General features: G+C 47.3%; 18 protein-coding genes. 7 read left to right on the top strand and 11 right to left on the bottom strand.

All coding sequences use genetic code 11. The features are described 5' to 3' along the window. The first annotated feature begins 323 nt into the window (after nt 1-323). Entirely contained in the window at nt 324-2,060 is a 1,737-nt protein-coding gene (locus KFF44_RS04010; protein WP_255937502.1) for a hypothetical protein, read from the top strand. Nucleotides 2,061-2,116: 56 nt separating this feature from the next. Here KFF44_RS04010 and KFF44_RS04005 read toward each other — a convergent pair whose 3' ends face one another. The 5 genes from KFF44_RS04005 to KFF44_RS03985 all read right to left on the bottom strand — a co-directional run bounded on the left by KFF44_RS04005 (nt 2,117) and on the right by KFF44_RS03985 (nt 8,431). Continuing rightward, nucleotides 2,117-3,220 carry a serine hydrolase gene (locus tag KFF44_RS04005; RefSeq protein WP_255937500.1) on the bottom strand — a complete coding sequence of 368 codons (1,104 nt, stop codon included), beginning with the start codon at nt 3,218-3,220 and terminating at the stop codon, nt 2,117-2,119. Between the two features lie 5 nt (nt 3,221-3,225). Then, complete coding sequence (locus KFF44_RS04000; RefSeq protein WP_255937498.1) at nt 3,226-4,677, bottom strand: hypothetical protein; 1,452 nt, start codon at nt 4,675-4,677, stop codon at nt 3,226-3,228. 117 nt (nt 4,678-4,794) lie between these two features. After that, entirely contained in the window at nt 4,795-5,232 is a 438-nt protein-coding gene (locus tag KFF44_RS03995) for a DUF2721 domain-containing protein (RefSeq protein WP_255937496.1), read from the bottom strand. A 151-nt stretch (nt 5,233-5,383) separates the two neighbouring features. After that, on the bottom strand, nt 5,384-7,588 hold the full coding sequence (locus KFF44_RS03990; RefSeq protein WP_255937494.1) for a M3 family metallopeptidase: 2,205 nt from the start codon (nt 7,586-7,588) through the stop codon (nt 5,384-5,386). A 309-nt stretch (nt 7,589-7,897) separates the two neighbouring features. Continuing rightward, nucleotides 7,898-8,431 (bottom strand): PEPxxWA-CTERM sorting domain-containing protein, encoded by a 534-nt coding sequence (locus KFF44_RS03985; protein WP_255937493.1) that lies wholly within the window; start codon nt 8,429-8,431, stop codon nt 7,898-7,900. 336 nt (nt 8,432-8,767) lie between these two features. On the opposite strand from KFF44_RS03985, the gene KFF44_RS03980 reads away from it, so the two are divergent. From KFF44_RS03980 to KFF44_RS03965, 4 genes are all read left to right on the top strand, one after another. Beyond that, the gene (locus tag KFF44_RS03980) at nt 8,768-9,373 is read left to right on the top strand and encodes a hypothetical protein (RefSeq protein ID WP_255937491.1); all 606 of its coding nucleotides are present in this window, start codon (nt 8,768-8,770) and stop codon (nt 9,371-9,373) included. Nucleotides 9,374-9,423: 50 nt separating this feature from the next. Continuing rightward, nucleotides 9,424-9,951 (top strand): hypothetical protein, encoded by a 528-nt coding sequence (locus tag KFF44_RS03975; RefSeq protein ID WP_255937489.1) that lies wholly within the window; start codon nt 9,424-9,426, stop codon nt 9,949-9,951. Between the two features lie 138 nt (nt 9,952-10,089). Continuing rightward, nucleotides 10,090-10,344, top strand: a complete 255-nt coding sequence (locus KFF44_RS03970; protein ID WP_255937488.1) for a DUF1289 domain-containing protein — start codon at nt 10,090-10,092, stop codon at nt 10,342-10,344. 145 nt (nt 10,345-10,489) lie between these two features. Then, nucleotides 10,490-12,481 carry an ATP-binding protein gene (locus KFF44_RS03965; RefSeq protein ID WP_255937486.1) on the top strand — a complete coding sequence of 664 codons (1,992 nt, stop codon included), beginning with the start codon at nt 10,490-10,492 and terminating at the stop codon, nt 12,479-12,481. A gap of 33 nt (nt 12,482-12,514) precedes the next feature. On the opposite strand, the gene KFF44_RS03960 is transcribed toward KFF44_RS03965, so the two are convergent. The 3 genes from KFF44_RS03960 to KFF44_RS03950 all read right to left on the bottom strand — a co-directional run bounded on the left by KFF44_RS03960 (nt 12,515) and on the right by KFF44_RS03950 (nt 18,470). Next, nucleotides 12,515-14,305, bottom strand: coding sequence for a tetratricopeptide repeat protein (locus KFF44_RS03960; RefSeq protein ID WP_255937484.1), 1,791 nt, complete (start codon nt 14,303-14,305; stop codon nt 12,515-12,517). A 28-nt stretch (nt 14,306-14,333) separates the two neighbouring features. Beyond that, nucleotides 14,334-16,250, bottom strand: coding sequence for a tetratricopeptide repeat protein (locus KFF44_RS03955; RefSeq protein ID WP_255937482.1), 1,917 nt, complete (start codon nt 16,248-16,250; stop codon nt 14,334-14,336). A 228-nt stretch (nt 16,251-16,478) separates the two neighbouring features. Further along, nucleotides 16,479-18,470 (bottom strand): prolyl oligopeptidase family serine peptidase, encoded by a 1,992-nt coding sequence (locus KFF44_RS03950; protein WP_370691141.1) that lies wholly within the window; start codon nt 18,468-18,470, stop codon nt 16,479-16,481. 265 nt (nt 18,471-18,735) lie between these two features. On the opposite strand from KFF44_RS03950, the gene KFF44_RS03945 reads away from it, so the two are divergent. Continuing rightward, nucleotides 18,736-19,239, top strand: a complete 504-nt coding sequence (locus KFF44_RS03945; RefSeq protein WP_255937477.1) for a hypothetical protein — start codon at nt 18,736-18,738, stop codon at nt 19,237-19,239. Between the two features lie 149 nt (nt 19,240-19,388). On the opposite strand, the gene KFF44_RS03940 is transcribed toward KFF44_RS03945, so the two are convergent. The 3 genes from KFF44_RS03940 to KFF44_RS03930 form a co-directional block, all read right to left on the bottom strand. Then, a complete protein-coding gene (locus KFF44_RS03940; protein WP_255937476.1) occupies nt 19,389-20,114 on the bottom strand; it encodes an acyl-homoserine-lactone synthase in 726 nt (241 codons plus the stop codon). Between the two features lie 98 nt (nt 20,115-20,212). Continuing rightward, nucleotides 20,213-20,806: a DUF998 domain-containing protein gene (locus tag KFF44_RS03935; protein WP_255937474.1), complete on the bottom strand. Its 594-nt coding sequence runs from the start codon at nt 20,804-20,806 to the stop codon at nt 20,213-20,215. Nucleotides 20,807-20,889: 83 nt separating this feature from the next. Beyond that, nucleotides 20,890-21,912 carry a CPBP family intramembrane glutamic endopeptidase gene (locus KFF44_RS03930; protein ID WP_255937473.1) on the bottom strand — a complete coding sequence of 341 codons (1,023 nt, stop codon included), beginning with the start codon at nt 21,910-21,912 and terminating at the stop codon, nt 20,890-20,892. A gap of 217 nt (nt 21,913-22,129) precedes the next feature. Here KFF44_RS03930 and KFF44_RS03925 point away from each other — a divergent pair, with 217 nt between their 5' ends. Further along, nucleotides 22,130-24,433, top strand: coding sequence for a DEAD/DEAH box helicase (locus tag KFF44_RS03925; RefSeq protein ID WP_255937467.1), 2,304 nt, complete (start codon nt 22,130-22,132; stop codon nt 24,431-24,433). Nucleotides 24,434-24,465 lie beyond the last annotated feature (32 nt).

The raw sequence follows: 24,465 nt of genomic DNA, 5'->3' as shown, positions 1-24,465 counted from the left end.
TATGTACCCTTTGTACCGTGTATTGTAGTGGTACAACAGGAACAAATAAGAGTCAACCAATTTCGCCTGCATCTGTCACAGCGATGCTGGTTAATAAGTTAAATGGAAGTTATGCATTTCCAACTTTCACGCAAAGGATGGGTATCCCTAGCATTGATAGTTCTTACCGCTTAAACGCTCCCAAAGCTTCCCTTTGCCTTTGTTCGTGTACCCATGCAAGGGGTATACTGTTCAATCAAAACCTTAAAAATACACTTGCGTTTCACTGACTGTAATTTAATACTAGGGCGTGTTTATTTTGTGCTTAATTATGGGGGGTTATCATGGCGCGACGTCAACAGCTTACTATCATTATATTGGCAATCCTGTTGTCCGCATGTGTACGAACTGCACCGCGGGAAGCAACTGTTTGGAACAAATGTGATGGCTATGCTGCCCCCGAAGGAGAGGGTAAGCTACTCGGCCGCGTCGCCCTAACCGCAGCGACATTGGGTATTGTGAACGCACAGGGCGAAAATAATAAACCCTGGGCAAAACTTCACGGCCAAGCAGGCGTAGATGCCTGTAACGAACTGATGACCAACAGCACATTGGATGCTTTCCCAATGCGGAAACTGAATGTCCTTCGCGCGCGTGCTATTCACAATTTGGAAGCAAACAATACCGAAGCCGCATTAAGCGACGCGAATGCCATGTATGCGCTTGTCGATACGATTACTCTTAACAAAAAAACATCAAGAGAAGTTGATTCTGCAATCAAGGTTATCGAGGCAAATGCATTGATCACAACAGGCCAAACGGACAAGGGCGCAGAAATCCTTCAACAACTGTTATTGGAAAAACCCTATAGTCGCTCACACACAGCAAAGCTGATTGGCCTGATGCCGAAGGGATGGCAAAATTCTGATAAATACAAACCAATGCTACAGACATTGGCTCATTTTTCTCTCGCGCCAATTTTTTCACAAGCTGTTCAATCGGTGGGCGAATTCCCGGGCACACCCGAAAACCTTAGTCAGTGGGAATATCTCGTTGAAGCAGGCTATCAAGTACCCAAAAGCACAGGCAGCACACTTCCACGATATTCCTTCCGACCTCGCAATGAGCAAGCCAGCACAATTGTGAACAAAAATCGTACAGCGGATGACCTTGTATATGCGATTGGTGCGACTGAACAGGCGCGTTACGGCAATATTGAACGCGCTTACGAGTGGCTTTCACAGCTTAACAAGCAAACAGAGGCACAAAAAAAGATTTACGCCAGAATGCGCAAAATCGTTGATATTTACAGAGATTATCATGCAGGCGATATGGAGAAAGTAAAACAGGCATATCAAACCGCGACGGACTTCCCTGCAACGGATGTGACCTATTCGCAAATTCGTTTAATACAGAAGGCTGTGCCCGAAGCCGAGCGCACTGGTTTATTAAAAAGTGACGTTGCAAAGCTAAAGGTTGCCAATGCAATTGCAAACCGGAATTTCAGCCAACTTCAATCGAACAATAGCAAATTTTCATCGTTATTTTCCCTGCTTCCTTTATGGCAGCCATTTCGGTCCGGCCATGATAGCTTTGGACAAAGTTATTCCCTTTTGGGTGGCAAAGGATTCAATACGAAAAAACAAGATGATGGAACCTGGCTAATCACTTTCACTGGAGAGTTTTCGTCTAAGGTTGCCATTGAAGAAATGACACTTTTGAAAGCCGCGCAGCTTACACAAAAAGAAAAAGCTGAGGCCTTTATTGTTGAAAAACAAAATGACTATAACCGCACCCGTTATGTCACTTATAACGGGGTGGCCTCAGGGGCTGGCACAGCTGCTGGCTTCAAAACAGAAATGGTCATTTCATTACTATCGCAAGGCGACATTGAAAATGCCCCGCAATCCTTGAAAGATAGAGCATTTTATCCCGACCCGGTCATAAATGATCTTCTTCCACTTTATGAAACTGAAGGGCAGCGTATTAGGCGCCTGAAGAAAGAAGCAAAGGAACGCAAGCGCGAATTACGCAAACAAAGAAAAGAAGCCAGCAAGCGCGAAAAAGAGAATGCGAAATAAGGAGTATTGATTGAAAATACCGATACTCCCCCTTTACGATTTAAATAGACTGATCCTTACCGCTTAAACGCCCCGAAGGTCATGCCGATTAACGCGGGTGTGCCGCCGCTTGGGAAATGGTACTCGCCCTCGGTATCCACCCTGTGCACCAGAACCAGTTCCGCCGCGGGATAGACATAGATCATATGAACACCGAGGCCCGTATGCGAGAATGCGGTTATTCTGTTGTCGCTTTGGCGCACCAATTCCCACATCATGCCATAACAAAGCGAGCGCCCACCGCCGATATTCTCATTGATCACCGAGTAGCATTGGGTGCTTTTCTCTAACCATTCGCTTGGAACTAATTGTTCGCTGTTCCAGTTTCCGTCCTGAACGATCAACTGCCCAATAAGCGCAAGGTCATGGGCGGACAGTCGGAAATGATAGGCCGGATGACGGGAGTTCTCTGCTTCAAGCAAATAAAATCCATCAAGACCGTCCATTTCAAGGTCATCTTCATTGCTCACGACACTGAAATTACCGATGTTATGCTGGTAACTGGTCATCCCCAATGGTTTTGCAAGTTGTTCATGAAAGGCATCATAGATACGGATGCCGGTTTTTGCTTCGAACACAGACCCCACACTATTGAAGGACCAGTTATTATAAAAATATTGCTCGCCGGGTTGGTGAAGACCCCGCTTGGGCCGTGCTGCGGCCATTTCGCTGGTTTCAGCAGCCGCCGGCAAATAAATACCGGAGCGTGCTTTCAAGAGATCAGCCACCGTTGCGCTTTTTTCAGTATCAGTGAAAGCGACACCTGTTTCATCAAGGTCGAGTGAAGCAACCGTTTCCTCAAGATCAATTTGGCCCTTTTCGACAGCCCTGCCATAGAGCAAGCTCATGATTGGTTTTCGCATGCTATGGATCAGGTGTTTCTTGTGTATATCACCATATTCAAAAGCAATTTTACCCTTGCGGATGATCAGGAAAGAAGAAGACCCGTTTTTCTCCAGATAGGATTTGATCTGTGCCTTGCCGTTTTCGGTTAGGGGTGATTGATCGTCCGGCCAATATTCAAACCGATTGAGCGGGGCATTATCGTCAGCGCGTGCTTGAAAAGCAAGACATAGCGAGATTAAAAGAATGCATATATACCGGCCAACGATACTGGTCATAATAATCAATTCCTGTCGTTTACAACATTTTCAAAGATGTTTAAAATTTTGGCGGTAGTGGTAGTGTCTGATACCTCTGGGAAATAGCGATTTGCCAAATCCTCACGACCGACCGAAACCAGCGATAGCCTCAAGGCATTTACATATTCCAGTGTCGGCTTATTAAGCGAGTAGAAAAAACCGGCGAGAGTGCTGTCTTCATCAATATCAAGTATTTGCCTGAGAAAACGCTGACGCAAGCCACCTTCTCGCACTTTCACCCCCAATAATGATTGCCAAACAGAAAACATATCTGATTGTTGCTCGCTTTTGGTTTTAATAAGCGTATCTACGAGCCACATGAAAACATATCCACATTCCTGCGCGACAGGTACAGGCTCTTTGTTTTCTTCTGCCAAAGCAGCTATCTGCGCTTTATTCTCAAGGCACGCACGCATGTTTGTTTGAAAGTCTCGGTCTGTTTGTTTCTGTTCTAAATCGAACCGCTTTTGCATCATGCTATCGGTCCAATAACCGATAGACCCAACATAGAACCAAGGGTTTTCCATAACATCTTTTTGATTAAACCAATTAAGAGCAATTCTATTATTCTGATTTAAATATATATATTTAGCCACAGTACGCTGAACAAAATCATTTTTTGGGGTAAAACCATCACCACGAAAACGAAAGACATAAGCACCGCCATCGGTAGCGTCTGCACGCCATTGATTTATGTCATGCTCACCATCAAAGTGCGTAAAAATCGAAATCGGTGTATCGAAAGTCCAATAGAGCGTATTTTCATGAAATTTCAGGGAATATTTCAGCTCTTCACGAAGGCTGTTAGCTAGCCATTCCGGTGTCGCGCTATCAAATAAGAAACGATAGTCATAATGGTTTTCATAATCCTGCACACCGAAATAGACGGCACTTCCCCTTGACGCAGTTACAGGATCGATGACACCGCTCATTTTATGATCAAACGCTGGTGGCATATCAGGTATGGCATCGCAAACGCTAGGGCGGTCCAGAATACAGATCGTCGTTTCAAATATTTCTTTATTTCCGAGCAAATACCCTGTTTGCAGAACAACACCCTCATCGCCTATTTTTGCCAAACTCCAGGAATTGCTCGTATCTTCAGGCTCAGGAGAAATCAGGATGGTAAACCTATCAAAATCGCGCCCATCAATCGACTTCACCATATTATTGGTGATTAACAAAACATCTGATTGTATCTGCCAGGAACTAGCAAAATACGGGTTTTCTTTAGCAAAAAACGGAAAGCTGGAAACCGATTTACCTAATTTATAATCCGCAGAAATTTTGCCGTCAGCATAGCTTACTGTGACAAATGCAGATGTTTTCTCAGAGATATTTTCTTGTGGCGTCTCTTTGATCGCAGCCACTGTATTGAACTCTTGCTCAACAACAAGAGCAACACATAAATAGCAAAGAAAAAATATATACCTCATCTACGCCCACAATAGATTTAAATAATCACCATAAATCAGCGTCCTGATTACGCAATAATTCATGGTAAAATACATTAAACTGTGTGGCAATATCAGAGCCATTCAAGAACCTAGCGCTCACCGTAAAAACTTATCCCGAATTTTAATATCCCGGTTTGCTATATGGACTTCCTGCAAAAAACGGATCAGTGATATAGAAAGCAAAAGCATTGCTACGATAAAAAGCGCTGTAATCATCAAGGTCCATTCAAGCCCCAATAGCCCCATGAAGAACAATAGACTGATCAGAAGGCACACCACAATCGCCCCAGCAACACCATACGCAATTGCGTTGTTTACAACCTTGATGCGGCGCTGAAGGCCGTTTAATTCAATGACGATATGCTCATGATCTTCACCCTCAGTATCATGAAAACGCTCCTGCAAGACCCTGGACCTGTCAACAATTCGGCCCAGCCGGATGGAATATAGGTTTAGTAACCCGCCAAGCGCTACCAGTAGAAACGCAGGCGCCAACGAGATTTGCAACAGCGTAATAATATTCAGTTTGGTCATAGTGAAGCGCTTATCCCTCTAAATTCAATCATTGCACTCTGGCCTTATATCACGCCTTCCATAAAAATTCTGCCTCCGCATTAAATACGGGTATCAAGGCACAAAAAAGGGCGCCCAAGGCACCCTTTCAAGATTTAATATCTTTGCACGTCTACTCTGGAACTGGGAAACCGCGATCGCGCATCAAGGCTTCGATCTTGGCGTCACGACCGCGGAAGGCACGATATGCTTCCTCTGGATCAACTGCATTTCTAACTGCAAACAAGTTATCCACCAGGCGTTTTGCAACATCCTTATCATAGAAACCACCTGGTGCCTCACGGAATGCCTCGGCAGCGTCGCTTGTCAGCACATCCGCCCACATATAACCATAGTAGCCAGCGGAATACCCTTCGCCAGAGAAGATATGCCCGAAATGCGGGCTGCGGTGGCGCATAACAAGCTCTGATGGCATATCAAGGGCCGCCAGCGCCTCACGCTCAAACGCGTCGGCGTCAAGGTTCGATACGTCCTCTGCTGTGTGGAAACGCATATCCACAAGCGCGCTCGCGAGATATTCAGTGGTTGCAAAGCCTTGATTAAAGTTACCTGCCGCCTTGATTTTATCCACAAGTGCTTTCGGCATCGGTTCACCGGTTTCAACATGCAGAAGGTATGTATTGATCACTTCGTCTGTTGACAACCAGCGCTCCAGAAGCTGACTTTGGAATTCAGTGTAATCACGCACACCGCCGTTTAATGTAGGATACACCACATTACTTGAGAGCGCATGAAGGGCATGACCGAATTCGTGGAAGAACGTGGTTGCATCATCCCATGATACAAGCGTCGGTGCGCCCGCTGCGCCCTTCACAAAGTTTGAATTGTTAGTGGAAAGGACTGTTTGTTTGCCGTCAAACGTTTCATGACCACGGAACGAGCGTGCCCACGCGCCCGAGCGCTTGCCCGCGCGTGCATAGGGGTCAAGATACCAAAGGCCAATATGCTCACCCGATGTCTTGTCAGTAACTTCCCAAACCTTAACGTCTTCGTGGAACACAGGAACGCTGCCATCTGTGATCGGTGTGAAACCAAAGTTAAACAGCTCGCCCGCCACGAAATGCATGGCCTCGATCAGTTTATCAACCTGAAGATATTGTTTTACCTCGTTACTATCGAGGTCATATTTCGCCTTACGCACCTTTTCAGCGTAAAAGCGATAATCCCACGGCGCGATTTTAATGCCTGCATTTTCGCTGTCCGCAACGGCCTGCATATCAGCAACTTCCTCTCGAACGCGTGCGATAGCGGCTGGCCAGACGGCTTCCATCAATTCAAGCGCGCGGTCCGGCGTTTTCGCCATACGGTTCTGAAGGCGCCAGCTTGCATAATTATCATAGCCCAAAAGCTTGACCCGCTCATCACGAAGCTTCAGGATTTTCGCGATATTCGCGTTATTATCCTTATCATCCGCATTATCGCCGCGGCTATAATATGTGTTCCAAACCTTTTCACGCAGGTCGCGTTCAGTTGAGAAAGTCAGGAAAGGGTCCATGCTGGAACGTGTGTTCGTGACCGCAAATTTACCCTCTTCACCGCGTGATTTCGCGGCTGCTGCCGCCGCATCAATATATGACTGTGGCAGGCCGCCAAGCTGATCTTCGGTCAGGTAGAGAACGTACCCTTCCTCGTCAGCGAGCACATTATTCGCGAAATTGGTATGAAGGCCTGCCAGTTCCTGATTGATTGCCGCATAGCGATTTTTAGCGTCACCCGTTAGCGTCGCACCAAAGCTTGCGAACCCATCATAGGTTAGCCAAACAAGACGCTGCTGATCAGGGCGCAGAGATTTCATTTCTTCGCCTTCGTAAACCGCTTTCACGCGAGCAAAAAGCTTATCATTCTGGGTAATTTTCGAATTGAATGCGGAAAGTTTTGGCGCAACTTCTCGCTGGATCTCACGGAACTCTGGCGTTGAATTATTCGATGCCCAGATGCCATAATATGCGAACAGGCGACTTAGGGCACGCCCTGTATCTTCCATCGCCACAATCGTGTTTTCAAAGGTTGGCGCATCTGGGTTATTGGCAATCGCCTCTATTTCAGCGAGGTTCTCTGCCATTCCGGTTTCCAGACCAGCCTTAAGGTCGCTTAATTTTGCCTTGGTGAAATCCGGAATGCCGCCATAAGGCCCCTGCCATTCAGCGAGCAGGAAATTTGGGGCCTCGATGGCCTCGCTTACTTCGCTCACATTTTCACTTTCTTCATTTGCTGAATTATTCGCCACTTCGGAACATGCGGCAAGAAAAAGCGCAAGTGCGCTTACGCCAATGCGTATCTGGTTTTTAATTTGGTTTTTAAATGGTGTTTGTTTCATCAAAGATGCCCCTGTAGATACCCGGAAATATACAATTTTATATTCACTGTGCGCTGATTAGCCCAACCCTCATTCACTGGTTACTAAACCACAGCCCTCGCGGGCAACCCTAATAGGCGCTTAGGGACAAGGCAAAACCTTTTCGGTAAGATGTTTGTGAAAGAGGATAAACACGCCCTTCATGGCGGGACAGGACAACAAAAAACGCTCCCTAAAAATAGGGAGCGCTCTTTGAATATTTGGTATTTGAATATCTAGCGGCCAGGAATGATATCTATCGTAGCCACCAAATAGTCTGTTAGGTTAGCCTTAGGCCGTTTTCAGCTTACGACGACGAAGCGCAAGCCCTGTGAAAGCAAAGCCAAGGATCATCATCAACCATGTTGCAGGCTCAGGAACAGCAGAAACGCTATCAACCTTGAAGAAAGCAGCACCGCTGCTAAATGGGTTGCCAGAAGTGTCAAGCGCATCTTGGAAAAGCGCAAAATCAACAACATATGCACCGGCAGCAAGGGCGATTGTTGCATTACTGAAGCCAGCAGCGATCGCAGCTACCGGATCGGCACCAACATTTGAGCCTTGGTTCGTTACAACCGATGTTTGGCCAACTGAAAGTGTGTTCACAAGAATATCAAAACGGTCGCCAAAGAAAAATGCATCTGTAACCGTTAATTCGCCAGCTGTTGCAAGCGTGAAACTAAATCCACCTTGTTCCGATGTGGTACCAACACCGCCATCCCAGCTAAAGCGCTCAAAACCGCTGTCTACAACATAGGTTTGCTGTGCTGCTGCACTGAATGCAAACCCCAATGCCATTAGCGCACTGATCATAATTTTTTTCATGTTTGCCTCTTATTCTCTGAGTTGTGCAAGGTATTTCAATCTGTTCTTAATTATTAACACAATTTTAACTAAATAAGAAATAATTCCTTGTTATTAACCATAATAAAATTAAAAATATATTTTATTCATAGGCTTAATATTAGTTAATTTTTTCTTCATTTTGTTTATTAACCTTATTTGATAATAAAAATCGAGCTTTTTAAGGAATCAGTACCGAAAAGGCTTGCCTCAAACGTTTGTCAAAGTGGAATGAGAACATCCTATTGTGATTTCCCTGTTTATGCCCATATCTTAACTTATATTATCGTTATACATTCGGGCTATGGGGAGGTTTAAATGATCAGCAGTCTTATTGGCGCATTTTTATTTGCTGCTATCCCCTTGTTCGCCGTCACCTACCTTCTTATTGGCTGGGCGATCAAAAGCGGAAAAATAGGCGATTTTCAGGACAGAAAAGGCTTTGAGGCTGCTGTGAAGACCATGCGCGAAGAGCGCAAAAAACAGAAAAAAGATAAAAGCGCAAAAGCAACCCTGAAGAACGAAAACCTGTTTACCCGCAAATGGTTTGACTTTGGTGGCGGATTTTACGGCCTGATGGCCTTGATCACATATGCCTATATTGAAATTATCGAAGTATTTCAGTTTATCGGTAAACTTATGGACCTGAGTATAGCAAAAATTCTCAGCAACCTTGGTTTTGATATTCTTGTTGCTTTCATCATCAACTCAATCATGAACCTTGTGAATGCCTTCATATGGTTTATTTACTGGAAAAATGAGTTTGATCTCAATCATATCTGGATATGGATCATAATGGCCTACCTCGGCTATTTGGCGGGCGCGAAAATGGCACGGGATAAGCCAGAACATTATCAAACAGTTATGACTAAGGTTGATGAGGTAAAATCGAGAACACGTGATACATTTAACCCACCAACATAATATATATTATTAAAGTACGGCGACAGACATCGGGTAAGGAGTAGCAGGCCATGAAAAACATCATAAATTACAGTGTTAAAGCAGCGTTGCTCTCCTCAGCTTTTTCCCTGACTGCATATGCTGAAACTGATACAATTACATTCGCCAATCCTGGTGAGTGGGTGCAGGTAAACCTGAACCGCAGTGAGGGCGATAAACGACCAATTCACCAATTATGGGATAGTATTCTGGCTCAAAACGGCCTTTATCAGGTTGCTGTACCAACCAAAAGCGGCAATCGCTCAGTCCGGCATGTTGCCTATGACCCAATCACCAAGAGCCGCTTGAAATATCATATTCTGTTTAACAAAGACGACATGTTGACCATTCAGTTTGAAGCCTATGAAAGCAAGTCAGAGGCTGATACCGTTCAATTAAAGATTACCGATGCCATGCTCAACGGCTTTAGCTATACGCTAACACCGCCAATCTATTGCATCAAACCCTATGGCAATGAGGAATTTTCAGCGCTTGAGCGTAGCAAAGCCAGCGCGGTCATGCGCGACAACAAATGCAACAGCATCGCTTACGAGAAATAACAAACTTGAGGCCCAATTGATGCAGCCCGCACGGTCTGTAATCTGACTTTTACATTGCCGCGTACTAATCAACGGATTGTTTCAGGCTACTTACATCTGGCCTGATTATATCCCAGTTATATACCTTAGGACTTGTTCATGGAGTATTCAAACGTGTCGGAAACAACCATATTGAATGATAAAATTTCAGACGCACAGAAATCTAATACCCTACCAACGATTGAATCCCCGTGTATCAAAGTCTGTAAGGTTGCACCTGATGGTAAATATTGTATTGGATGCTACCGAACCCTTGATGATTTGACCAAATGGTCAAGGGCCTCAAATCAGGAAAAACAGCAAATTCTTGATGCTGCGATATCACGGCGAAAAAGTCTTGAGGCACAATCATAGCAAAGACGTAAATTTTCAAGGTATGAAACAACCCCAAAAGCGCAGTTATTCACGAATATTTAACAATCAGTAATATATTGTAAGTTGTTATGGAATAACTATATTATACTTTCGCGCTATATTTGGAACCGGAACAACGACAATAATGCTGCAACAAGATACACGATCAAAACGCGTTTCGCGGCAGTTATCATGGATGAATGCCTTGATCATTGTTGCGGGATTACTGGGTGTATTTGGCGCACTCCAAATTTCCAAGGGCGCACGCCTGCATGAATTAAACTTCCTCCACGAAAAATATAACCATCTGTTTTTCGAGAATGTTTTAGCGTTCAAGATGGGGGATTTTAATGATACCAACACCCTCAAGCAGGATCTGATTTTAATCCGCGAACAACCGGAAGGCTGTTTGGACGAGATTAATGCGTTTGACGAAATTGTTCTGAAATTAATCGGCACTGACCAAGCCCTTCAGATATGCCGTGATGATATGGCCGTTGCCACAGATACAATCGCCAAAATTGAACAGTTTGAATTAGGAAATATCAACAGACCAGCCCTAATCGCTATTTTAGAGCGATCGGTCGCATCATTCCGCGAAAATTCCAGCGATTTTGAGCCTTATGTTCGGGAAACCGGCTTGGTTGTTCTCACGCTATCTATTTTTATTATCGCTGGGAAGTCACTTATCCTCTCAATTTTTGGCTTTATCACCAGTTCTAAAATCAATCGGGATTATCGCCGGTTGTCTGAGGCTGAACTTGCCATCAGCGTCAAAAATAACGAACTTGAAGAGTATGCAGCACGCATTGAAGCTGCAAACAAATTAAAGAGCGAATTTCTTGCGAATATGAGCCATGAAATCCGAACGCCGATGAATGGCATCTCGGGCATGGCGCAATTGTTGACGTCGACCGGTTTAAGCAGGGAACAAACTGAATATACCGAAACCATCCTGGCATCGAGCGAAAGCTTGCTCGCGATCATTAATGATGTTCTGGATATTTCAAAAATTGAAAGCGGCCAGATGGAATTCCGCGAGGATATTTTTGACCTTCGAACGCTTCTGGAGCAATCGCTTCTTGTTGTTCGCTCCCTTATGGCAAAAAAGGGACTGGCCAGTAGCATTACGATCAAGGAAGAATTTGAAGGCGAATATTACGGCGATATGATCCGCATCAAGCAGGTTTTAATCAATATCCTTGGTAATGCGGTTAAATTTACCGACGAAGGCCGTATTGATATGCAAGCCGCCGTATTGGAAAATGGTGACCTTACAATTTCCATCAAGGACACTGGTGTCGGTATTCCCGCAGAAGAACAAAGCTTAATTTTTGAGCGCTTTTACCAGGTTGATGGTTCGTCTGTGCGCCAACACGGTGGAACTGGCCTTGGCCTCGCGATTTCAAGCAGCATTGTCTCGTTGCTTGGAGGGCGTATCGAACTGGAAAGCAAAGTTGGTGTGGGTTCCGAATTTAAGGTGATCCTGCCGCTTAGAAAACTAAGCAGCACCAATGATAATATCGCTGACGGTCAAGACGGCGGGGACGCACGGGATCATTCCACCAGCCTATCTTTGAAAGCTGCCACTAAAATTGAAGCGCTGACATCCGCTGCCGCCTCAAGTCAAAACACTAATAAGGATGTATCAACACCACCATCAAAGGATAGCAGTGGTGAAAATACATTGGCGTTAGAGCAGTCAGAAGTTCGGTCAGCAACACCCGCAGAACCAATAGCAACTGACAGACGGAGCCTGCGTGTTCTCATTGCAGAAGACAATCCTATCAATCAAATGCTTCTCTCCAAAACACTGGCTATGTTGCATATGGCGGTTGATATTGCGAACAATGGCCAAGAAGCGCTCGATGCGCTTGAAAACTCAGGCCCATACGATCTTATCCTGATGGATATTCAGATGCCTGTTATGAACGGCGACGAGGCCATTCAAAAAATTCGCGGCTCAGATAAGCCCTATAAGGATATTCCAATCTTTGTAATCACGGCGGATTCGATGGCCGGCGCAGAGGACAAATACCGTGAAATGGGCGCGGACGATTATTTCTCAAAACCGCTTCAGATTGCGGAATTCATGGAACATATCAACCAATTTGATGAAAACCGTACGGTGCATTAACCGGGCAAAATAAGCGCGCAAAGATCAGCAAATTCATCGCCATTCCAGGAGCATTCGCTCAACATCTTTTAACTCATCGTCAGTCATATCGTTGCGCAAACCGTTGACGACGTCCTGCACACTATCATCGCCATATTCTAGTGCCAGCGTATAAAAGAGTAGTGCTCGTTTCTTATCCTGTTCAATTTTTTCACCGAGGGCGTATAAATTCCCCAAAATGAGTGCCGCCAAGGCATCTTGCTGCTTAACGGCCTGTTCGTACCAATAGATCGTTTTCTCGATTGATACGGGCCCCACCAAGCCCTCTTCATGAAACACAGCCAGCCTTCTTTGTGCGGGGCCATATCCTGCTTCTGCGGCATAAAGAAGATATTCATACGCTCTCTTATAGTCCTGAGATACATGTTCCCCTTCAGAATATATCATACCTAAACTGTAATCAGCCTCAACGGTCCCGTAATCTGCCGCTCTTTTAAGCCACATAATTGCTTTCGTAGAATTCGCTTCTGTGCCATTACCCTTCAAATACATCAATGCCAGGGGGTATTGACTAATCGATACACCGCGATTTGCCAGCTCATGAAAAATTTTAAAGGCTGCTGAGTAATTCACTTCAAGCCCATCACCATTATGATAGGCTGTTGCTAAATCGAACTGTGCAGAAGCATCACCACTTTGTGCGGCTTTTTTAAGCCAGAAAATAGCTTGATCAATGTCCTTCTCGATACCTAACCCGTTGTGATACATCCCTGAAAGATAATGCTGACTCCTCACATCACCCTTCTCCGCAGCCTCAAGGAACAGGGGAAATGCACGCTCATAATCGACCTCCACATCATTGCCTGAATAATAGATTTCTCCGAGGTTTCGCTTGGCATGAATACTTCCCCTTGCAATAGCCCTCTCAAACCATTCTATCGCTAAAGAAATATTCTTTCTTGTTCCCCGGCCAGCGGCATAATAATACCCAAGATAATTTTGCGCGTCCGCATAGCCTTGCTCGGCAGACAACTTAAAATTCTTGAAGGCTATTGAAAGGTTTACAGGCCTGTAATATTGGGCTTCATGCATAATCGCCACACCATACTGGCCAAGGTAATGCCCTTTTTGCGCAGCGCGCTCAAACCAAAAATACGCTTGCTTATAGCTTTTGGTTACGCCTATTCCCCCCAGATACATATCACCAATAGACGCCATTGCATCCGCGTACCCTTGTTCCGCAGATTTATTGAACCAATGAAATGCTTCTGCATAATTCTGCCTTACAATTTCACCACTATAATAAATTGTACCCATCATTTGCTGGGCATACATATCACCAAAATCTGCCGCCCGCTGAAATAGGTCAAATGCTTTTTCACGGTCCTCATCAACCATACGTGCATAGTAATAAACATAGGCAAGTTCGCTCATTGCCTCTGCGTGATCGGCGGCAATCGCAATCTCATAATGATGGATAGATTTTTGGATGTCTTTCTCTGTACCCCACCCCATCTGGTACACGTTACCCAGGTTATAATGGGCATCCATATCACCCCGGTCGGCGGCGGCGTGGAACCATTTTAGTGCACTTTTATAATCAAACCCGTCATAGGGGCCATCGGGATAGTCGAGAACCAGATCAGCCTGCGCCCTGCCATCACCTGAACGTGCTTTTTCAATCAAGTTATCACGTTTCAGGCGTTTCGCGCGTTCAAGCGGAGGGGGGCCAACAACCACATTCATGTCTTGTGTTGGTTTTTCAACCTCTACAGCCTGTGCAGATGCTGTCTTGGCCTGCCCTGCAAAACCAAACAGAAGAAGAATTATGGCGCCTGTTTTCATGATTTTCCCCATCACAAATCAATAAAACTTAGGAATGTTCAGCCTTCCATTTTTTGACCATCCGTACTGCACGTTTTTGCAGATTTTGGTTCATCACCTTTTTCATGGCATCAATATTTGCCTGAGCACCATCATAACCATGCTCCAGCGATAACATAAAATACATCAGGGCCTTCACATCGTTACGCACCACACCCTTGCCGCGCGCGTATAGGCTACCCAGATTATTAAGCCCATATGGCTCTTTTAACTCGGTTGCCTTCTGATACCATTTCGCAGCTTCACTGTATTTCTGGTCAACGTGATATCCATATTCATGGTAAACACCGATATAGTTTATGGCATCTGCGTAGCCCGCATCTGCCGCACGTTTAAAATATTCATACCCCTGTTCATAACTTTGCTTCGTATCCGCACCATCATGATAGAGGATAGCCAAGTTGAAGCTAGCTTCTGCATCACCTTGATCCGCAGCTTTTTTAAACCAAAGCATAGCCTCCTCGGTGTTTTTCGGAATTCCATCGCCGTCACGAAGCAATACGCCGTAATTTCGCTGCCCATCTGCGTCATCTGCCTCTGCCACCACCTTAAGATATTCAGCGGCCTTAGCCTTATCCTGTTCAACCCCGTCACCATTATAAAGAAGAAATGCCAAGTTATACTGGCCGTATAGGTGGCCCTGATCTGCGGCCTTTTTATACCATATGGCCGCTTGAGATGTATTCTTCTCGGTTCCATATCCATTTTCATAATACACTCCCAGATAGTTCTGGGCATCTGCATAATCTTGCTCTGCTGCTTTTGTAAAATAGGAAAAGGCAGTATCTATACTGGGGTTGGCAATGAATTCTTCATCATGAAAAAGGCCAATATTATACTGGGCTATTGCACTACCAAGATCAGCCGCTTGATGATATAGCTCAAGGGCTTTTTCACTGTCTTTGTCAACTGATAGACCATTGTGATGCAGGTAACCAAGATTTACGATTGCATCTTTATGTTCTTTTGCGGCGGCTTTACTATACCACTCAAATGCTTTTGCATAATCCTGCTCGACGAATGTACCGTTTTCATAAAACAAGCCAAGTTCATATTGAGCGCTTGAATAACCTTGGTTGGCTGATCGTTTGTACCAATTAAACGATGCTTCAAGATCTTTTTCAACACCAATGGCATCCTGATAAAACAACCCAACATTATACTGCGCTATCTCATCATCCGCTTCCGCACCTTTCAGGTACAGCTCAAATGCTTTTGCTTTATCTACATCAACACCATCACCGTAATCATAAAGGTTACCAAGCCCAAGGTAGGAGTCGACATACTCATTTTCGATTGATTTTTCATAAAGCTCGCGCGTGATAGCCAAATCTTTCTCAACGCCGCGGCCATAGCGATACATATTCGCCAAATAGTGCTGCGCCTGACCGCTGTTTAAATCTGCGCCTCGCCTGTAAAGCTCAACCGCCTTTGTTTCGTCGATGTCTACACCGTTACCATTTTCATAAATGACACCCAGTTCAAGCATCGCCGCTATATTGTCATGGCTGATCGCAAGCTCGTACCACTCGATGGCTTTCGCCATATCCTTTTCAAAACCGCGGGCATATTGATACATGGTGCCCATATTATATTCGCCCGCACCGTCGCCCTGTTCGGCAGCGCGCCGGTACCACATGATCGCTGTTTCAAAATTTTGTTCTACATCTTCGCCGTAATCATACTTCAGTCCAAGTTCGACCTGCGCGCTAGCATCACCGCTTTCCGCCTTTTTAAGCAAATCATCAAGGGCTTGTTGCTGTTGCGTCTTTTGCTCGCTATCTGCCTCAACGCTGGAATCCGCGCCGACATCGGTGTCTTGCGCAAAGGCATAGGGCGAGACCGCATTTGTCCCAACAAATAAAAGGCCGCTTAGAAATAAGGTATGAACTGGCGTAATTTTCATGATGTCCCCCAATGAACAGCGCTTAAAGGCAAAAGCGCACAACGTAAACTATAGAATTTAAACTATTGTTGTAGCTGGAGCGAGTCAAGTCAGCACAGCTCAGTCATAGCGGCTACACAAGACACACATACGAAACACATCCCCTTACACATACACCGGGTACATACACCAGACACAAAAAAGCCGGGGCAAAACCCCGGCTTTCGCTCATTGAGTCATTTGCTCTGATTATTCGTATTTTTTGAACCAGGCGAGGATGTTTTCCACCTTACCAATCAGGCGTGAAGGGCGCCCCGCGATACCATGCGGGCTGCCGGGCACGCGCACCATCACCGTATCAATTTTACGAAGCTTGAGCGCCTGATAAAATTGTTCCGTTTCCGAAATAGGTGTACGTTTGTCCTCTTCACCTGTCATCAGCATGGTCGGTGTTGTTACATTCCCAACGAGCGATAAGGGCGAACGTTCCCAGTAATGGTCAACATTTTCCCACGGCACGCCCGGGAACTGGAACGGTATCTGACCAAGGCCACTATCCGCTGTTAGCACCTTCGACAGCCAGTTGATAATGGGTTTTGCAACCACTGCAGCTCGGAAACGATCCGTCAGGCCAACAGCATAGGCGGCAGCGATACCACCTGCGGACCCACCAGTGATATAAAGCTGATCAGGGTCAACAAATCCCTTCGCAATCACCGCATCAATCCCCGACATATGATCGGCAAAATCATATTTGGATGAATATTTATTCTGCAACAGCAGCGCAAAACGCTCGCCGTAGCCTGTACTACCGCGGTGATTATCATAGAAAACCACATAACCCGCCGCTGCCATGCGCTGCATTTCCGCAGAGAAATGCGGGCCGTACGCCAAATGCGGGCCACCATGGATTTCCAGAATAAGCGGATATTTCTTTGATGGGTCAAAGTTTGGCGGTGTCAGGTACCAGCCCTGAATCTCCTCGCCGTCAATTGACGACTGATAGATAACTTCATGCACCTTACCTAGGGTTTTATGCCCCAACAGGTCTTCGTTCAGCGCCGTCAGGCGGCGCTCATTTTTGCCGCGGATCGCATACACATCCGCAGGGCGATCATCCGCCCCCTTGGTAACGGCAACCGTACCGCCCGCAACGTCATAACTACCACTTGTGTAGGGCCGCCCGAGCGAACCGGAACCAAGGCCACCTGCAACCTTACGGTGCTTGCCCGACAGGGTCACATACCCCACCTCGGTCACGCCGCGCACCATTTGCTGATAATAAATGCCCTTGTTCGCGTCCCATTTGAAATTCGATAGCGAATTATCAATATCAGCAGACAGGTTAAGATCATCGCCGCCGTCTGTGTTCATCACATGCAGATAGCGATTGCGGTATGCAAGCTTTTGATCATCCATTTTCGTATAGGCAATCAGCTTACCGTTCGGGGATACACTCGGTGAACCCTCAAAGCCCTTGGCCTTCGTGATTTCGCTGATCGCGCCTGTCATATCCACGCGGTAAATATTGGCTTCCCGCGCCTCATATTCCCAATTATCACTGCGGTTCGCAGAGAAATAAATGGCGCTACTATCCGGCGCCCACGATAGCGCGCCGCGGTGATGATAATTACCGCTGGTTAACTGCCGTGCGGTGCCACCGTCCGCTGGCACGGTGAAAATATGCGTATATGCGGGGTCTAGGAAGCCACGCCCATCCGCCTGATAGCGGGCCTTGGTGATATATTTAAATTTTGGGGCCCATTTTGCACCCTTTGGCTTTTCAGGCAATTTCACGCGGAACGGCTTTTCGTCCGATTTTACGCTCATGGTGAAGGCAATGGTCTTCCCGTCTGGCGACCACGCAAGGTTTCCCGCACCCGATTGAATGTTGGTCAAGAGGGCCGTTTGCCCCGTATCCATCCAGCGCACATAAATCTGCGGTGTGCCGCCTTCCACGTTTGAAATATAAGCGATGCGCGATCCATCCGGTGACCAGCGCGGGCTGGAGAAATTTTTCTGGCCCGAGAGGATGGGCCGATGGTTCTTACCGTCCGCATCCGCGATCCAGATGTTGGAACGCGTCCGATCGCTCATAATATCGTTGGAGCGCCGCACATAAATAACCTGCTTGCCGTCAGGCGAAACTCTAGGGTCCGCCGCGACCTCCAGATCAAAAACATCCTTGGATTGGAAATATTGGGCGCTATCACCCTTTTCAGCCCCATGCCCGTCGGCCATCACTTTAGGCGTTAAACCAACCGCAGCCACGAGCCCAATCGAAAGCGCCGCACGCGCATGAAACGGCACGCGTTTCATCATATCTGTCTTATCAGGATTTTTCATACCCTACCCCTCGCAAATCACCACCCCATCAAGAGCCTTGAAGATATGAGGGAGAAGGAATGGGGTCAAGTGTGAGATAGCTCAAACATTGACATTCTATAAGAACTGATATTTAACAGACCCTTCACATCAACAAATAGCGACCTTAGTCGCATCCTACATGACAAATGAAGAATGGGAACTTTCCCAAAACGCAGCTGAAATGCTGCTTGCTCTTAAATCTCAACAGTCTCAATTTTTTAAAAACCAAGCGATTTCGCTCCATTATTATTTTTTGGAATGTAGTAACAAAATCGCCTACCTGACACCTCAGAAAGATCTCAGAAATGCGATACAGGCGGGCTATGATTGGCTAAATGGAATAATCACTGACGGCGAGTTGAAACGTTACGAATGGTACGCGGAAGCAGAGGTGTTCATGATAGAGTTTGACGATGACCCTGAAAACAAAGCTGACGTTGAAAAGCTGATAAAGAGCATAGCAGAATTACAAGAACTGAATTACGCACAAGCAAAAAATATACTGCATAGAGCAGCATATTTCATTGATGCAGCTATGGGGTATGCCTTTTTCTGGAAGGGTAGATTACCTAAATTACTAATAAACAGGCCCGAATTTTTAGACGCTGACTTATTAAGAAAGCATATTAAACCATCTTTCTAACAAGACCACTTTCATCAGCACCAATAATACACGGATGTGTTAAATAAACTATTGTCACCCCGTGACTTGATCGCGGGGTCCATATGAAATACCGATCAACTGGATACCGGGGTCAAGCCCCGGTATGACAATATAGGTTTAACGCTTATTCAACTCGCCAAAGCCTGCTCATCGCCACCTGCGGGTATTTCATACTGCTCTGCGAGGAAATCGGATGGTGACAGGTTTGCCTTTGCCCACTCGTCCCCGATCACAAAATTGCTTTCCCCAATTTTAGTATTGCGGTCGATATGTTTGAACATGGTTTGGCAAATGGGGATATACTGCGCCATGCATTCGCCGCTTCCGGCCACATCATCATCTGAATTGCTGTATGTCACCATTGGCGACAGCGGCACATAGCCCCATTCCAGCATATCCATCATGTCTACAATGGATCGCTCGGTCAGGGTGCTGATGCCAACCGCACCCTGACTAAGCGCATATTCCACCATCCCAATACTAAGCCGCTGCAAAACCGAATGGCCGTTATCGTCAGCGGTCCAATCGGTTACCATAATTCGGCTGCCTTCCATCACGCATTCGGAACTGGGGATCGTATCAACATCGAAAACAATATGAGCGAAATGATCCTTCATCATGCTATGATGCGCCGTTGAAATCAGCCGCACTGCGCCCTGAAATTTTCCGGCCTCATCGGTTGCAACCAAATAGGTCGCATTCTGACCGTCATATTCGTCGATTTCCATCCCGTCATAGGACCGAAGCGCCGCCCATTCCCGCTTTTTGATATAGATATCATGGCGGTACCGATGCATTTCCATCAATAAAGCTGCATAGGCCGCACGATTATAACGATCAACGATATGGATCATAACTCTACCCCACTGTTTTAGGGTAAGTTACTACAATAGAGCGAAACTGACCGTGATCCCCGTCACACTTTTGCGGGCCTAAAGTTACGGTGTGTGCTTTAACGCGTGCGTTTAAAATACTGATGCGCGAACACAAGCGGCCACAGATAGTTAATCGATCCAAATAGGCGCTGTGTTAGCCCCTGATACCCATCAGGATCAAACCCGTTCAGGGCAATCCAAAGGTATAGAATAGAGGAGAAACTGACAAAGGCCGTAATATTCAGCATACGCTTGCGCATATCACCGTCCCTGATTTCCAGAAGGGAAAGCGCAGGCGCAATAATGTTAAATATCCCGATTATATATAGCCCGTGCATCGGCCCGCCCATCGGCCATATTCCGTTCGCCAGCATAGACACACCAAAGATAACCCAACCAAGCGCCCCAACCGAAAGCGCACGCCCTGATAATTGCCATATTCCGATACCAAACATAATAAGCGCCGTGCCTGCACCAAGCGCCGCCAGATTTGCAATCATATGCGCCGTGCCGGGCGAAAGCGTCATCACACTGACATGGGATGCAATCGGGTCATATCCTTCCGCGAAAAACCCCGCAATTGTGGCGAGGCCCAACCATATTGGCAGGATACAATAACCCGCCTTTATCAATATGGCTGAGACCCTGATTTCTGTAGTATTCTGTTCCATAACTATTCCCCATCTTCAATTTCAATCATCACTGTGATCAACAACAAACCGCGTGCTCCCGAAATCAGCTTACTTGCGCATGTTCACACCGCATTCTCACCAGCTCGCTTCATTCCCTTAAACAGCTTTAGCAAAATCCCTACGAAAACGAGCTGAACCACCGCTTCAAACGCCACATCACCGTAGCCAAAGTCAATTTCACCGAGGCTGAAAAGATAGGTTTTCGGCGTATCAGGCAATTCAAAGCTCATCACGGCAAATACGAAGATATTATTGAAAATATGCAGCCCCATCGCGGCCTCCAACCCATTTGTATAGTGGGTTAATATGCATGCGATGAACCCAAGCGAAAAGATCGCGAGCATATAGGGCATAACATCCCCTTCTGATGCCTCAGGGTTCGCGAGGTGAAGGCTCGCAAACAGCGCACTTGTGATCAAATACACAATCCAGCGGGACGGGATATAGCGCGCAAACCATTGGTTCGCATAACCGCGCAGCATGATCTCTTCGGTCGAAGCCTGAATAGGGACAAACAGTAGGGTGATCAGCAAAAACCACCAATAAGTGTCACCGTTATAGGCCCATGTAACCTCATCCGCGTCGCCGAAAACCACTAATGACACATAGGTCACCACGGCCGTGAGCGCAGCATACAGCCCACCTGATATGAGCAAAAGGTTCCAGCGAAAGGCCTTTGCCCCCGTCATTAAATCATGCCAGCTGCGTTTGTGCCAATATTTCTGCACGACCCAGAAGCCAATGAAGATTGGGACGAAAGACGTTAGTAACGCCAGATGATTGGTGTAGGAATTGGGGTCATCGAAGTCACCAAGTCCATTGAATATAGTGGAGCCAATTGCCAAAACAATCCCAAGGGCAATACCCCCAGCAATGGCAATAACCGCAACGAATAAAACCCCAATAATCCACTGCCAGACTTTATTGCGACCATAATCGGTTTGCGTCAGATAATCGCGCTCAGTACGCTCGGCCGGTACAGTGCTTTCAGCCGCTTCAGTATTTTCAGCCAAATTTTCAGCCGGTCCAATGCGCGCGCTGGCATCACCATCCGACACGCCGTCCATCTTTATTTCATCACCCATGCGAGTTCCCAATCTGTTACCCTTAACCACGACTTTCACCATAAGCAGCGCACCCAAAAATCACAAGGCTGTACAATAGGCGTATTCTCGCCTATAAGGGCGGCGAATTAATGAATATTGTTTGTTTGGGCATATAGACTATCCAGACCCACACAAACCCCTTCTGCCAAAGTGGCCAAGCATAGCCCCAAGCAGAATGATACCCTGAAAGCCTATTATGTCAGACGTTACACCCGTATCCGGTGGCCCATTATCAGATGGTCCCTTACCAGACAGTATCCTGCCTGCCCTTCACACCGCGCTTATTGACCGCGGCTACAATAGCCTTACCCCTGTTCAGGAGGCCGTTCTGGCACCTGAGCTTGCGAGCGAAGACTTGCTTGTTTCCGCCCAAACCGGATCGGGCAAAACCGTGGCGTTCGGGATTGCGATCGCCCCCACGATCCTTGAGGACGCAGACAGGTTTGAGTATGCAGATGCCCCGCTTGCGCTCATCATCGCGCCAACGCGTGAGCTTGCGCTTCAGGTCAAGCGCGAACTTGAATGGCTATACGGCAAAACGGGCGCCTTGATCGCATCCTGCGTCGGTGGGATGGATATGCGTCAGGAACGCCGTACGCTTGAGCGCGGTGCCCATATTGTTGTCGGCACACCCGGTCGTCTGCGCGATCATATCGAGCGCGGATCGCTTGAAATGGATAACCTGCGGGCTGTTGTGCTTGATGAAGCGGATGAAATGCTCGACCTCGGGTTCCGGGATGATTTGGAGTATATGTTAAGCACCGCGCCTGAGAGCAAACGCACATTGATGTTCTCTGCGACTGTGCCGAAAATTATCGCGGCACTTGCGAAAAAATACCAAAACGATGCTGTCCGTGTGAAGCTAACGACCGAAGAAAAGCAGCATCTGGATATCGAATACAGGGCCCTGACCGTATCCCCGACCGAACGCGAAAATGCGATCATCAATGTGCTTAGATACTATGAAGCGCGCAATACGATCATCTTCTGTGCGACCCGCGCGGACGTGAACCGCCTATCCAGCCGCTTGACGAACCGTGGGTTTTCCGTAGTTTCATTGTCCGGCGAACTTAGCCAGAATGTTCGCTCTCAGGCTTTGCAGGCCATGCGTGATGGCCGCGCCCGTGTGTGCGTCGCGACAGATGTTGCCGCCCGCGGGATTGACCTTCCGGGCCTTGAGCTTGTGATCCATTCGGACACGCCGCGCAATAAGGAAGCGCTATTGCACCGAAGTGGGCGCACAGGCCGTGCGGGCAATAAGGGCGTTTGTACGCTGATCGTGCCTTATAACGCCCGCCGCCGTACCGAACGTTTGCTCGCGAGCGCAGAGGTGGAAGCGCACTGGGGCAAACCACCAACGATTGAAGAGATCACAGCGCGGGACAACGAACGCTTCCTCAGCGATCCTGCCCTCACAGATCCAATCACGGATGATGAGGCCAAACAGATCGCGGAATTGATGGAAGCACATAGCGCAGAAGCGATCGCCGCCGCCCTTATCCGCACCCAGCATTCCGGCAAGCCCGCGCCTGAGGAATTATCCGACGATGATTGGCGCGAAAAAGGTGGCCGTGACAGAGGCGACCGCGGGGGACGAGACTGGGGCGAGCGCAGTGACCGCGGCAGGCGCGAGCGCGGTGATAAACCAGCGCGCAGGAACCGTCAGGATTTCGAAGACGGGGTTTGGGTATCCTTGTCTGTTGGGCGCAAGCATAATGCAGAACCACGCTGGCTATTGCCGATGCTGTGCCGCGCGGGCAACATCACCAAGGGTGATATCGGCGCAATCCGAATTTTCGATAATGAAAGCTATGTGGAACTGAAACCCGGTTCGGTTGATACCTTGATGGGCGCCGTTGGACCAAGCCGCAAGGTGGAAAAGGGTGTGACACTCGATAAGCTGAAGGGCGCACCACCATCCGGCGGCGATGCACCAAGCGGCGGCAAGGGTGACCGCGTTCGCGGCCGTAAGAGCGACAAAGGTGACTTTGACCGGAATCCAAAACGTGACGCCAAACATGGCAACAGAGAGGCACCTGACAGCCGATCTGATAAACGCAAAAAACGCAACAAAAACGCCCGCCCGGAACCCAAACAGTTCAAGGCCCGCCCGCCCGAGGAAGTATTGGCGGAAGCCCAGTCCTTTGTGAGGGAAGCCGAGAAGGCCGAAGCGAAAAGAGCGTCGGGTGAGCGCGACAAATCCGACAAGGTGAAAAAACCCAAGGCCCGCAATAGCGAAGGCAGTAGCGATGGCGCCGAGTTTTCAAAAAAGGACAAGGCACCCAAAAAGGCACGGACCAAGGACGGCAAAAAGAAAAAGCCAAAATGGACTGCCGAACAACGCCAAAACCGCACGGATGGCCTACCGCCGCGCGCACCGCGCAACAATCGCCGTAAGGACACGGATTCCAGAGGCACCAAACCAACGGCCCGCGGCAAAACCGGCAATCGCGGCGGCAAAAACGATGGCGGCAACCGTCCGTTAAAACGGAAATCATAGCGCCGTGTTCAAAAGCATTTAAGGGCCGGAAG

This window comes from Kordiimonas sp. SCSIO 12610 (assembly GCF_024398015.1).
Classification (GTDB): domain Bacteria; phylum Pseudomonadota; class Alphaproteobacteria; order Sphingomonadales; family Kordiimonadaceae; genus CANLMI01.
Note: the sequence above shows the minus strand (reverse complement) of the source record. Positions and strands in the feature narration are given on the sequence as shown.

What these genes read in the sequence shown, in the direction of transcription:
- KFF44_RS04010 (WP_255937502.1), top strand. Translation starts at nt 324, where the DNA reads ATGGCGCGACGTCAACAGCTTACTATCATTATATTGGCAATCCTGTTG.
- KFF44_RS04005 (WP_255937500.1), bottom strand. Translation starts at nt 3,220, where the DNA reads ATGACCAGTATCGTTGGCCGGTATATATGCATTCTTTTAATCTCGCTA.
- KFF44_RS04000 (WP_255937498.1), bottom strand. Translation starts at nt 4,677, where the DNA reads ATGAGGTATATATTTTTTCTTTGCTATTTATGTGTTGCTCTTGTTGTT.
- KFF44_RS03995 (WP_255937496.1), bottom strand. Translation starts at nt 5,232, where the DNA reads ATGACCAAACTGAATATTATTACGCTGTTGCAAATCTCGTTGGCGCCT.
- KFF44_RS03990 (WP_255937494.1), bottom strand. Translation starts at nt 7,588, where the DNA reads ATGAAACAAACACCATTTAAAAACCAAATTAAAAACCAGATACGCATT.
- KFF44_RS03985 (WP_255937493.1), bottom strand. Translation starts at nt 8,431, where the DNA reads ATGAAAAAAATTATGATCAGTGCGCTAATGGCATTGGGGTTTGCATTC.
- KFF44_RS03980 (WP_255937491.1), top strand. Translation starts at nt 8,768, where the DNA reads ATGATCAGCAGTCTTATTGGCGCATTTTTATTTGCTGCTATCCCCTTG.
- KFF44_RS03975 (WP_255937489.1), top strand. Translation starts at nt 9,424, where the DNA reads ATGAAAAACATCATAAATTACAGTGTTAAAGCAGCGTTGCTCTCCTCA.
- KFF44_RS03970 (WP_255937488.1), top strand. Translation starts at nt 10,090, where the DNA reads ATGGAGTATTCAAACGTGTCGGAAACAACCATATTGAATGATAAAATT.
- KFF44_RS03965 (WP_255937486.1), top strand. Translation starts at nt 10,490, where the DNA reads ATGCTGCAACAAGATACACGATCAAAACGCGTTTCGCGGCAGTTATCA.
- KFF44_RS03960 (WP_255937484.1), bottom strand. Translation starts at nt 14,305, where the DNA reads ATGAAAACAGGCGCCATAATTCTTCTTCTGTTTGGTTTTGCAGGGCAG.
- KFF44_RS03955 (WP_255937482.1), bottom strand. Translation starts at nt 16,250, where the DNA reads ATGAAAATTACGCCAGTTCATACCTTATTTCTAAGCGGCCTTTTATTT.
- KFF44_RS03950 (WP_370691141.1), bottom strand. Translation starts at nt 18,470, where the DNA reads ATGGCCGACGGGCATGGGGCTGAAAAGGGTGATAGCGCCCAATATTTC.
- KFF44_RS03945 (WP_255937477.1), top strand. Translation starts at nt 18,736, where the DNA reads ATGACAAATGAAGAATGGGAACTTTCCCAAAACGCAGCTGAAATGCTG.
- KFF44_RS03940 (WP_255937476.1), bottom strand. Translation starts at nt 20,114, where the DNA reads ATGATCCATATCGTTGATCGTTATAATCGTGCGGCCTATGCAGCTTTA.
- KFF44_RS03935 (WP_255937474.1), bottom strand. Translation starts at nt 20,806, where the DNA reads ATGGAACAGAATACTACAGAAATCAGGGTCTCAGCCATATTGATAAAG.
- KFF44_RS03930 (WP_255937473.1), bottom strand. Translation starts at nt 21,912, where the DNA reads ATGGGTGATGAAATAAAGATGGACGGCGTGTCGGATGGTGATGCCAGC.
- KFF44_RS03925 (WP_255937467.1), top strand. Translation starts at nt 22,130, where the DNA reads ATGTCAGACGTTACACCCGTATCCGGTGGCCCATTATCAGATGGTCCC.